Genomic DNA, 11,850 nt, shown 5'->3' with positions numbered 1-11,850 from the left:
GCGTTCAGTCAAGGAAAGTGGCGTCGTACACAGACCCCGTGGCGAGCGAGCTTGCTCGCGCTGGGCTGCGTCGCAGCCCCAAAACCAGTCATCGGGTTCTATTTGAACGACTGCAATTGTCATGTTGGCAGCATTACACCTGCAATTCCGGGCGATCACGAAACTGCTCCAGGGCTTCGGGGTTGGCCAGCGCGTCGGTGTTTTTCACCGGCTGCCCGTGCACGACGTTTTTCACCGCCAACTCGACCACCTTGCCACTGATGGTGCGCGGAATATCGTCGACCCTGAGGATTTTCGCCGGCACGTGGCGAGGCGTGGTGTTGGCGCGGATGACCTGGCGAATCTGCTGTTGCAGGGCTTCGTCCAGCTCCACGCCGTCACGCAGGCGCACGAACAGCACCACGCGCACGTCGTCCTGCCATTGCTGGCCGATGGCGACGCAATCGAGTACCTGGTGGACCTTTTCCACTTGCCGGTAGATTTCCGCGGTGCCGATCCGCACCCCGCCCGGGTTGAGCACTGCGTCGGAACGTCCGTGGATCAACCAGCCGCCGTGGGCGAGCTCTTCGGCGTAGTCGCCCTGGGCCCAGACACCGGGGAACTGGCTGAAATACGACGCGCGCAGTCTTTCCTGCTGCGGGTCATGCCAAAAGCCGATGGGCATCGCCGGGAAGTGTCGAGTGCAGACCAGTTCGCCTTTCTCGCCGATGACCCGCTGGCCGGCGTCGTTCCAGACCTCGATGGCCATGCCCAGGCCCTTGCCCTGCATTTCGCCCCGGCGCACCGGCAATACCGGGTTGCCGGCCACGAAGCAGGAGACGATGTCCGTGCCACCGGATATGGATGACAGGCACAGGTCGCTTTTGATCTCGCGATACACGTAGTCAAAGCTCTGCGGCGACAGCGCCGAACCTGTGCAGAGCACCGCCTTGAGGCTGCCCAGGCGGTGACTCAGGCGCGGCTGGATGTCGTTGCTTTCCAGGGTGGCCAGGAACTTGGGGCTGGTGCCGAAAACGCTGATGGACTCCTCATCGATCAGGTCGATCAGGCGTTGCGGTTGCGGGTGGAAGGGTGAGCCGTCGTACAGCACGATGCTGCTGCCGACCGCCAGGGCCGAGACCAGCCAGTTCCACATCATCCAGCCACAGGTGGTGTAGTAGAACAGCCGGTCGTCAGGGCCCAGGTCAACATGCAGGCCGTGTTCCTTGACGTGTTGCAGCAACACGCCGCCGGCACTGTGGACAATGCACTTCGGCACGCCGGTGGTGCCGCTGGAGTAGAGGATGTACAGCGGATGGGCGAAGGGCACGGCGACGAACTCAGGCTCGCCACCGGCCTGATAGAAACCGTCCCACAGCGCTACCCGGGCCTGGGTCCTGTAGTCTTCGATGCGTGCCTCTGGCCGGGCGTACGGCACGATAATCAGCTGCTGCAGCGACGGCAGGCGTTCAAGGATTTCGTTGACCTTGACCGTCTGGTCGATGGTCTTGCCGGCATAGCGGTAACCGGCGCAGGTGATCAGTACTTTCGGTTCGATCTGGCCGAAACGGTCGACCACACCGTGGGTGCCGAAGTCCGGCGACGAACAGGACCAGATCGCGCCCAGGCTGGTGGTGGCCAGCATGCCGACCAGGGTCTGCCAGGTGTTGGGCATGCACGCCGCCACCCGGTCGCCCAGGCCGACACCGGCTGCTTGCAGGCTCTTTTGCAGGCCGGCCACGTGGTGGGCAAGGTCGGCATAGCTCAGTTGTTCGCGCTGGCCATCTTCGCCGAGGGCAATCACCGCCACGGCGCTGTCGCGACGACGCAGCAGGTGTTCGGCAAAGTTCAGCGTAGCGTCGGGAAACCATTGGGCATCGGGCATCTGCGCGCCTTCACGCAACACCGCGCTGGGCGCCTGGCGGAAGGTGATCGCGAAGAAGTCGACGATGGCCTGCCAAAAGTCTGCACGCTGATCGATGCTCCACTGGTGCAGGGCTGGGTAGTCGGCGAGGGCCAGGCGATACTGCTGATTGCAGAAGCGCCGAAAGGCATCCATGCGGGTCTTGCCGATGCGTTCGGCGCTGGGTTGCCAGAGTAGGTCGGACATGATTGGCCTCTTGTTCTTATGACTGCACATGCGTTGCTTTCCCGGATCGTTCCCACGCTCCCGCGTTGGCATGCCTCAGCGGACGGCGAGCGTGGAAACGATCGTCACGGGTTATATTTTACTGCGCCAACCACCCGCCATCGATGTTCCATGCCGCGCCGCGTACCTGGCTGCCGGCTTCGCTGCACAGGAACAGCACCAGTTCGCCCAGCTGCGGCGGGGTGACGAATGCCAGGGACGGCTGCTTCTCGGCCAGCAGGTCACGCTGCGCCTGCTGCGGGTCGATGCCGGTGGCGGCGCGGTCGTCGATCTGCTTCTGGACTAGCGGGGTCAATACCCAGCCCGGGCAGATGGCATTGCAGGTGACATTGCTGGTGGCGGTTTCCAGGCCCACCACTTTGGTCAGGCCGATCACCCCATGCTTGGCGGCGACGTAAGCGGCCTTGCCGACCGAACCCACCTGGCCGTGCACCGAGGCGATGTTGACGATCCGCCCCCAGCCTTTGGCGCGCATGCCTGGCAGGCTCAGGCGGGTGCTGTGGAACACCGACGACAGGTTGATCGCGATGATCGAATCCCAGCGCTCCACCGGGAAGTCTTCCACGGTGGACACGTGCTGGATGCCGGCGTTGTTCACCAGAATGTCGACGCCGCCGAATTCCCGTTCGGCGTAGGCGATCATCTCGGCGATTTGCGCCGGGTCGCTGACGTCGGCGGGGTGATGGCCGACCTTGCCGCCGAACTGGCCGACCTCGGCGATCACCCCCGAGGCATCGCCGAAGCCATTGAGGATCAGGTTGGCGCCGGCCTTGGCCAGGCTCAGCGCGATGCCCAGCCCGATGCCGCTGGTGGAGCCGGTGACCAGTGCGGTTTTGCCCGAAAGAGTTGTCATGAGTGCCTCACACAATGCCGGTGGCATAGAAAGTAGCGATGACGACGAAGACCGCCAGCGTCTTGATCAGCGTAATACAGAAAATGTCTTTGTAAGCCTGGCGGTGGGTCAGGCCGGTCACCGCCAGCAGGGTGATCACCGCGCCATTGTGCGGCAGGGTGTCCATGCCGCCGCTGGCCATGGAGGCCACCCGGTGCAGGACTTCCAGCGGAATGTTCGCGGCATGGGCCGCAGCGATGAAGTCATTGGCCATGGCGGCCAGCGCGATGCTCATGCCGCCCGAGGCGGAACCGGTGATGCCGGCCAGCAAGGTCACGGTGATCGCTTCGTTGACCAGTGGGTTGGGAATGCTTTTGAGCCAGTCGGCCAGCACCAGGAAGCCTGGCAGGGAGGCGATGACCGCGCCGAAGCCGTATTCCGAGGCGGTGTTCATCGCCGCCAGCAGCGCGCCGCTGACGGCGCTTTTACTGCCTTCGGCCAGCTTGCCGCGGATCGCGTTGAAGCCGAACGCCAGGACCATGAGGATGCCCACCAGCAACGCTGCCTGCACGGCCCAGATGGCGGTGAGCTTGGCGATTTCGGTGGTCACCGGTGCGGCCATGCCCGGCAGGCTCAGGCTATGGGTCTTGCCGTACCATTGGGGAATCCAGTGGGTGAACAGCAGGTTCATGAGGCCCACTGCCAGCAGCGGTGACAGGGCGAGCCAGGGGTTGGGCAGCTTCAGGTTTTCGGCGGTTTCCGGCTCGTTGCGCAGGTCAGAGCCATAGCCTTCACCGTTGCGCTGGGCCTTGTTGCGCTGGCGCTGGAGGAACAGCATGCCGGCGCAGAACACGAACACCGTGCCGATCACACCCAGCCAGGGCGCGGCCCAGGCGGTGGTGTTGAAGAAGGTGCTGGGGATGATGTTCTGGATTTGCGGGGTGCCAGGCAAGGCATCCATGGTGAACGAAAAGGCACCGAGGGCGATGGTCGCCGGGATCAGCCGCTTCGGAATGTTGCTCTGGCGGAACATCTCCGCGGCAAACGGATACACCGCGAACACCACTACAAACAAGGATACGCCGCCATAGGTGAGCAGGGCGCAGACCAGCACAATCACCAGCATGGCCTGGCGGGTGCCGAGCAGGCGAATGGCCGCCGCGACGATCGAGCGCGAGAAACCCGACAGCTCGATCAGCTTGCCGAACACCGCGCCGAGCAGGAACACCGGGAAATACAGTTTGATGAAGCCGACCATTTTCTCCATGAACACCCCGGTGAAGGCGGGCGCAACGGCGGAAGGGTCGGTGAGCAGTACCGCGCCAAGGGCGGCAATCGGAGCGAAGAGGATGACGCTGTAGCCACGGTAAGCAGCGAGCATCAGCAGCGCGAGGGCTGCCAAGGCAATGATCACACTCATGGTGTGTCTCCTGGGATTGTTATTTTTTTGGGGGTGTAGCAGGTGTGAAAGGGCCTACAGCGGGTTTCGTGCCATGTTTTTAAGTTATTGATTTATAAGAGAAATTAATTCTATTGGAAGTATTTTACTGATATTTGTCTCTGATTAGAGACGGGTATGGGTGCTCGAACCCTTGGTGCAGGCCAGCCCTCTGCGCCTGGAGCTTCATTGATTTTGCTTGGGGGAGGGCGTGGAGTGGGCTACCGCGCGATGAGCGCGGGGCGCTGAAACAATTGGTCTCGTTTTATGGACTCAAGTCTCGTTATTGAGACTCGGCCATCCCCAATGCCAGCATTTTCTTGTACAGCGTCGAACGTCCCAGCCCCAGGCGTGCCGCCGCGTCGATCACCTTGCCGCCGCATTGCGCCAGTGTGCTTTCAATCAGTTGGCGGTCAAAACGCTCGCGGGCGGCGCTGAAGGTTTCATGGGCAAGGGGCGCAGTCGCCGCCAGGACAGTGCGTGGCACGGGAACCAGGCCACCGATCGCGGCGCGAATTTCGTCGGCATCCAGGATCAGGTCATCGCTGAGCAGCGCCGCCCGTTCCAGCACGTTGCGCAGTTCGCGAATATTGCCTGGCCAGGCGTGTTGCCCCAGTAGCGCCAAGGCCTGGTGGTCGAGTTCATGCTGGCTGCGCAGTTCTTCGAGAATGGCTTCGCTCAGGGCCGGCAGGTCGTCGAGACGCTCGCGCAGTGGCGGTACCTGAATCGGCAGGACATTGAGGCGGTAATACAGGTCGGCGCGGAACTCACCGCGCTTGATCGCCGCCTCAAGGTCGGTGGAGGTCGCGGCGATGACCCGCACATCGCTCTGGATCATTTCGTTGGAGCCCACCGGTTCGAATTCTTTCTCCTGCAATACCCGCAGCAGTTTGCTTTGCAGTGGCAGTGGCATGTCGCCGATTTCGTCGAGAAACAGGGTGCCGCCCTGGGCGATCTGCAACTTGCCGGATCGGCCCTTGCGGTCGGCGCCCGTGAAGGCGCCGGGGGCGGTGCCGAAGAACTCGGCCTCCAGCAGGGCCTCGGGAATGGCCGCGCTGTTGATGCTGACAAAGGCTTTGTGGGCCCGTGGCGAGGCACTGTGAATGGCCTGGGCCAACAGTTCCTTGCCGGTGCCGGTTTCGCCCAGCAGCAACACCGGCGACTCGGTGCTGGCGCTGCGTCGGGCGCGGCGTTTGACTTCCAGGCTGGCGGCGCTGGTGCCGATGAAGTGGGCGAAGGTGTACTTGGCCTGGCGAGCGCGCAGCAACGAACGGGTGGAGGCCAGCTCTTGCTGCATGCTCAGGTAGCGCTTGAGCATCGGCGACAGGCTGCGCAACTCATCGAACAGGGCAAAGCCGATGGCGCCGATCACCGCCCCGGCATCGTCGTGAATCGGCAGGCGCATCACCACCAGCGGCTCCTTGGACGTGTCCTGCATGTCCAGCAAGATCGGGCGGCCGGTGCGTACCACTTCACGCAACAGGCTGCCGGGGATCACGCTTTCACAGGGTTTGCCGATGGCCACCGCGGCCGACTCCAGGCCAAAGCGCCGGGCATAGCGTTCGTTCATCCAGACGATGTTCGCATCATGGTCGACGATGACCGTGCCTTCGCTGGACTGCTCGATGATTTCGAACAACGAGCGGATCGCCAGCAGGCGTACCCGCTGGTAGTCCTTGAGGCTGTCGGTGGTGTTCATGGTTGCATTTCCTGACTGTGTATCGTCCATGCGCGCGAAGGCCATGATGGGGTCTGGCGCGATTATGCCCAGCCTGGGTGGGCGGCCGCCAACAGCTCTTTGGTATAGGGGTGCCGGGGCGCATCGAACACCTCATGGCTGGCGCCGCGCTCCACGACTTTGCCGTCCTTGATCACGATCATGTCGTGGGCCAGGGCGCGCACCACCGACAGGTCGTGACTGATGAACAGGTAGGTCAGGCCGTGTTTTTCCTGGAGCTGGCGGAGCAGGGCGACCACCTGTTTCTGCACCGTACGGTCCAGGGCCGAGGTGGGCTCGTCGAGCAGGATCAGCGCCGGTTTCAACACCAGCGCCCGGGCAATGGCGATGCGTTGGCGCTGGCCGCCGGAGAACTCGTGGGGGTAGCGGTGCCGGCTTTGCGGGTCCAGGCCCACTTCCTCGAGGGCCTGGATCACCTGGGCTTCGCATTCGGCGGCGGTGGACTGGCTGTGGACTTCCAGCCCTTCGCTGATGATCTGCGCCACGGACATGCGCGGGCTGAGGCTGCCGAACGGATCCTGGAACACCACCTGCATTTTTTTGCGCCACGGCCGTAACTGCTTCTGGTTGAGGCGGTCCAGGGCCTCGCCCTGAAAACGAATGCTGCCCTCGGAGTCCAGCAGGCGCAGGATCGCCTGGCCCAGTGTGGTCTTTCCCGAACCGGACTCGCCGACGATGCCCAGGGTCTTGCCCCGTTGAATGCTCAGGCTGATGCCGTCCACGGCGTGCAACCAGGTCTTGCGTTTGAACAAGCCACCGCCCAGCGGGAAGCGTACGCTCAGGTCATCGACCTCCAGCACCGCTTCGCGTTCGTCCCGTGGCAAGGCTTCACCTTCGGGCTCCGCATTCAGCAGCACGCAGCTGTAGGGGTGCTGCGGTGCATTGAACAGGCGCTCGCAATCGGCCTGTTCGACGATCTCGCCGGCGCGCATCACGCACACTCGCTGCGCGATGCTGCGCACCAGGTTCAGGTCGTGACTGATCAACAGCAACGACATGCCCAGGCGTTGTTGCAGCGATTTGAGCAGCAGCAGGATCTTGCGTTGCACCGTCACGTCCAGTGCGGTGGTCGGCTCGTCGGCGATCAGCAACTCGGGCTCGCAGGCCAGGGCCATGGCGATCATCACCCGTTGCCGCTGGCCGCCGGAGAGTTGGTGCGGGTAGGCCTTGAGGCGTTCTTCGGGCTTCTGGATGCCCACCAGGTCCAGCAGTTCGAGAATGCGTTTTTGCGCCGCCTTGCCCCCCAGTCCCTTGTGCACCAGCAGGGTCTCGCCGATCTGTTTTTCGATGCTGTGCAGCGGATTGAGGGAGGTCATCGGCTCCTGGAAGATCATCGCGATGCGATCGCCCCGCAGCGAGCGCAGGGTGCCGCTGTCGGCGCCCATCAATTCCTGGCCTCGGTAGCGAATGCTGCCGGACGACTCGGTGCCGCACTCGGGCAGCAGTTGCAGGATCGAGTGGGCGGTCACCGATTTGCCCGAGCCGGACTCGCCCACCAGCGCCAGGCACTCGCCGGGACGGATGTCCAGGCACAGGTTGCGCACCGCCGCCTGACCACTGAAGGCCACGTTGAGGTCACGGATTTCGATCAGGTTGTCGCTCATATCAACAGTCCGCTGAAAAATGGTGGATCTAGATCGCGGATCAAGATCGTGGATCAAGATCGCGGATCAAACGCATCGCGCAATGCTTCGCCGATGAACACCAGTAACGAAAGAATCAACGCCAGGGTAAAAAACGCGGTCAATCCGAGCCACGGCGCTTGCAGGTTCTGTTTGCCCTGGCCGATCAACTCGCCCAGCGAAGCACTGCCGGCGGGCATGCCGAAGCCGAGGAAGTCGAGGGCGGTGAGGGTCGAGATGGCGCCGGTGAGAATGAACGGCAGGTAGCTCAGGGTGGCGTTCATGGCGTTCGGCAGGATGTGCCGCACGATCACCTTGCGGTCCGTCAGGCCCAGGGCCCGTGCGGCCTTGACGTACTCCAGGTTGCGCCCGCGCAGGAACTCGGCGCGCACCACGTCCACCAGCGCCAGCCAGGAAAACAGCGCCATGATCCCCAGCAGCCACCAGAAGTTCGGCTCGACGAAGCCCGACAGGATGATCAGCAGGTACAGCACCGGTAACCCCGACCAGACCTCCAGCAAGCGCTGGCCGAGCAGGTCGACCCAGCCGCCGTAGTAACCCTGCAAGGCGCCGGCGGCGATACCGATCAGCGCGCTGATGAAGGTCAGGGCCAGGGCGAACAGGATCGACACCCGCGCCCCAAAGATCACCCGCGCCAGCACGTCGCGCGCCTGGTCATCGGTCCCCAGCCAGTTGACGGTCGAGGGTGGGCTCGGCGCTGGTTGGTTGAGGTCGTAGTTCGGTGTGTCGTCACTGAACGGGACCGGCGGGAACAGCATCCAGCCGCCGTCCTGTTTGATCAATTTCTGCACGTAGTCACTGCGGTAGTCGGCCTGGAACGGCAATTGCCCGCCGAACTCCTGCTCGGTGTAGCGCTTGAACGCCGGGAAGTACAACGTGTCCTGATAACTGAGCACCAGCGGTTTGTCGTTGGCAATCAGTTCGCCACCCAGGGTCAGCAGGAACAGGCCGATGAACAGCCACAGCGACCACCAGCCCCGACGGTTCTTCTTGAAGCGCTCGAAACGACGACGCGCCAAGGGCGAGAGCTTGAGCATCAGGCGTTCCTCGCGGCGAAGTCGATGCGCGGGTCGACCAGGGTGTAGCACAGGTCGCCGATGAGTTTTATCAGCAGGCCGAAGAGGGTGAAGATAAACAGCGAGCCGAACACCACCGGGTAGTCCCGGGACACGGCCGCTTCGTAGCTCATGCGCCCCAGGCCGTCGAGGGAGAAGATCACTTCGATCAACAGGGAGCCGGCGAAGAACACGCTGATGAAGGCCTGGGGAATACCCGACACCACCAGCAGCATGGCATTGCGAAACACGTGGCCATAGAGCACCCGGCGCTCGCTCAGGCCTTTGGCGCGAGCGGTCACCACGTACTGGCGGGTGATTTCATTGAGAAACGAGTTCTTGGTCAGGATGGTCAGGGTGGCGAAACCGCCCACCACCAGCGCGGTCACGGGCAGCACCAGGTGCCAGAAGTAGTCGGTGATTTTGCCCAGTGTCGACAGCTGGTCGAAGTTCTCCGACACCAGGCCGCGCACCGGAAACCAGTTCAGCGAAGTGCCACCGGCAAACACCACGATCAGGAACATGGCAAACAGAAAGGCTGGCATCGCATAGCCGATGATGATCGCGGTGCTGCTCCAGACATCAAAGTGACTGCCGTGATGCACCGCCTTGCGGATGCCCAGGGGGATCGACACCAGGTAGGTGATCAGGGTCGCCCACAGTCCCAGGGAAATGGTCACTGGCATCTTTTCCAGGATCAGGTCGGTCACCGTGGCGCCGCGAAAAAAGCTTTTGCCGAAGTCCAGGCGGGCATAGCTCTTGAGCATCAGCCACAGGCGCTCCACGGCGGGCTTGTCGAAACCGTACTGTTTCTCGATGTCCTTGATCAGTTGCGGGTCCAGGCCTCGGCTGGCCCGTGAGCCATGGCTCACGGCGTCGCCGGTAGCACCGGGGCCTGCACCGCCGATCCCTTGCAAGTGGGCGATGGCCTGCTCGACCGGGCCTCCGGGCGCGGCCTGCACGATCACGAAATTGACCAGCAGGATGATCACCAGGGTGGGAATGATCAGCAGCAAGCGGCGAATGATGTAAGCCAGCATCAATGGGGCCCTCCGGGTTGACTACGCCTGATGCGTTCGGCGGCCATCTGCTCATTGGTCAGCGGGGTCCGGCTCACTTCCCACCAGCTTTCGATGGCGTCGTCATTGCTCGCCTGTACCGCTGGCATGCCGAAGCGGTTCCACCAGACCGTCGAGGTGCCGGGCGGGTAGTAGTTGGGAATCCAGTAGTAGTTCCATTGCAACACCCGGTCCAGGGCGCGGGCATGGTGCAGCATGTCGACCTGGGTGGTGGCCTTGACCAGGCCGCTGATCAAGGTGTCGACGGCGGGGTTCTTCAGTGCCATGTAGTTGTTGGAACCCGGGTCGTCGGCCGCCGCCGAACCGAAATAGTTGAACAGCTCGCCCCCGGGGGAGGTGGTGACCGGGAAGCCGGTGACGATCATGTCGTAGTCGCGACTCATCAGGCGATTGACGTATTGCGACGAGTCGATCAAGCGGATGCTCAGGTTGATGCCGATTTGCGCCAGGGTGCGCTTGTAGGGCAGCAGCAAGCGGTCCATGCCGTTCTGGCTGATCAGAAAGGTAAAGGCCAGCGGCTCGCCTTCGGCGTTGACCAACTGGTCGCCTTCGGCTTTCCAGCCAGCCTGTTCGAGCAGGGCCAGGGCCTGCAGTTGCTTGTCGCGGATCAGGCCGCTGCCGTCGGTCTTCGGTGCTTCGAACACCTGGGTGAAAACTTCATCGGGAATCTGCCCGCGCAGGGGTTCGAGAATCGCCCGCTCACCGGCATCCGGCAGTTGCCTGGCGGCCAGCTCGGTGTTGGAAAAAAAGCTCTGCTGGCGGATGTACAGGTCGCGCATCATCTGCCGGTTGCTCCACTCGAAGTCCCAGAGCATCGCCAATGCCTGGCGCACGCGGCGGTCCTTGAACAGGGGGTTTTGCAGGTTGAACACAAAGCCCTGGGACGGTTGCGGCGCCTGCCTGGCCAGGTGGGCTTTTTGCAGGCGGCCGTCGCTCAGCGCCGGGCTGTCGTAGCCGATGGAATAGCCGGTGGCGGAGAACTCGCGGTTGTAGTCATAGGCGCCCCCGCGCAGGACCTGGCGGGCGACGTCGGTGTCGCCGAAGTACTCGATGCTGAAGTGGTCGAAGTTGTACAGGCCACGGCTGACGGGCAGGTCCTTGCCCCACCAGTCGGCGTTGCGTTCGAAGGTAATGCTGCGCCCGGAGTCAATCTTGCTCACGCGGTACGGGCCGCTGCCCAGCGGAGCTTCGTAGCCGCCGCCGTTGGCGAAGTCGCGGGTTTTCCACCAGTGCTCGGGAAACACCGGCAAGGTGGCGATGTCCAGCGGCAAGGTGCGGTTTTCGTTGTTCTTGAAATCGAAGCGAAGGGTGCGCGGCGACTCGACTTCGACGCCTTTGACGTCGGCGAATTGAGTGCGGTAGCGCAGGCTGCCCTGGGTCATCAGCAGGTCGAAGGTGTAGCGTACATCCTCGGCGGTAATGGGCGTGCCATCGGCGAAGCGTGCCTTGGGGTTCAGGTAGAAGCGCAGCCACAAACCATCGTCGGCGCGCTCCATTTTTTCCGCGACCAGCCCGTATACGGTGTAGGGCTCATCCAGTGAACGCTGAGCCAGGGGCGAATAAATCATCCCGTCGAGCTGGGACACGCCAATGCCTTTGTCGATGTACGGCAAGACGTGGTCGAAACGCCCGATTTCGATGGCCGAGCGCCGCATGCTGCCACCCTTGGGCGCCTGCGGGTTGGCGTAGGCGAAATGACTGAAGTTGGCGGGATACCTGGCGGGTTCGCCGTAGACGGTCAAGGCGTGTTGAGGTGCCGCGTTCACGACGCCAGCATTCAGCAGCAAGACCAGGACCGTGAAGATCAATGAGGGGAAAGCCAGTCGCATTGTCAGCCTTAAGCGCCGGGTGATCGGTGGTTCAATTTGTACGCTAGCAGCGCGTGACTCGCCAGCCAATCTCATTCGTTACATGCACAACGGCCCACCAAGAGGCGG

At 63.0% G+C, this 11,850-nt stretch carries 8 protein-coding genes; all 8 read right to left on the bottom strand.

Annotated elements, in window-relative coordinates:
- Positions 1–133: 133 nt before the first annotated feature.
- The 8 genes from AC3WQN_RS20370 to AC3WQN_RS20335 all read right to left on the bottom strand — a co-directional run bounded on the left by AC3WQN_RS20370 (position 134) and on the right by AC3WQN_RS20335 (position 11,742).
- Positions 134–2,089, bottom strand: a complete 1,956-nt coding sequence (locus AC3WQN_RS20370) for an acetoacetate--CoA ligase (RefSeq protein WP_103401587.1) — start codon at positions 2,087–2,089, stop codon at positions 134–136.
- Positions 2,090–2,207: 118 nt separating this feature from the next.
- Positions 2,208–2,981, bottom strand: coding sequence for a 3-hydroxybutyrate dehydrogenase (hbdH, locus tag AC3WQN_RS20365; protein ID WP_095143312.1), 774 nt, complete (start codon positions 2,979–2,981; stop codon positions 2,208–2,210).
- A gap of 7 nt (positions 2,982–2,988) precedes the next feature.
- Positions 2,989–4,380: a GntP family permease gene (locus AC3WQN_RS20360; RefSeq protein WP_103401588.1), complete on the bottom strand. Its 1,392-nt coding sequence runs from the start codon at positions 4,378–4,380 to the stop codon at positions 2,989–2,991.
- Between the two features lie 301 nt (positions 4,381–4,681).
- Positions 4,682–6,097, bottom strand: coding sequence for a sigma-54 interaction domain-containing protein (locus AC3WQN_RS20355; protein WP_103401589.1), 1,416 nt, complete (start codon positions 6,095–6,097; stop codon positions 4,682–4,684).
- Positions 6,098–6,159: 62 nt separating this feature from the next.
- Entirely contained in the window at positions 6,160–7,740 is a 1,581-nt protein-coding gene (locus tag AC3WQN_RS20350; RefSeq protein WP_103401590.1) for an ABC transporter ATP-binding protein, read from the bottom strand.
- A 53-nt stretch (positions 7,741–7,793) separates the two neighbouring features.
- Complete coding sequence (locus AC3WQN_RS20345) at positions 7,794–8,816, bottom strand: ABC transporter permease (protein ID WP_103401591.1); 1,023 nt, start codon at positions 8,814–8,816, stop codon at positions 7,794–7,796.
- Positions 8,816–9,874, bottom strand: a complete 1,059-nt coding sequence (locus tag AC3WQN_RS20340) for a microcin C ABC transporter permease YejB (RefSeq protein WP_103401592.1) — start codon at positions 9,872–9,874, stop codon at positions 8,816–8,818. Before AC3WQN_RS20340 ends, AC3WQN_RS20345 begins: the two co-directional genes overlap by 1 nt.
- Positions 9,874–11,742 (bottom strand): extracellular solute-binding protein, encoded by a 1,869-nt coding sequence (locus AC3WQN_RS20335; protein WP_103401593.1) that lies wholly within the window; start codon positions 11,740–11,742, stop codon positions 9,874–9,876. Before AC3WQN_RS20335 ends, AC3WQN_RS20340 begins: the two co-directional genes overlap by 1 nt.
- Positions 11,743–11,850 lie beyond the last annotated feature (108 nt).

It is taken from the genome of Pseudomonas sp. FW300-N1A1, assembly GCF_058789115.1.
The sequence above is the reverse complement of the archived record's forward strand: the minus strand, read 5'-3'. Positions and strand labels throughout refer to the sequence as shown.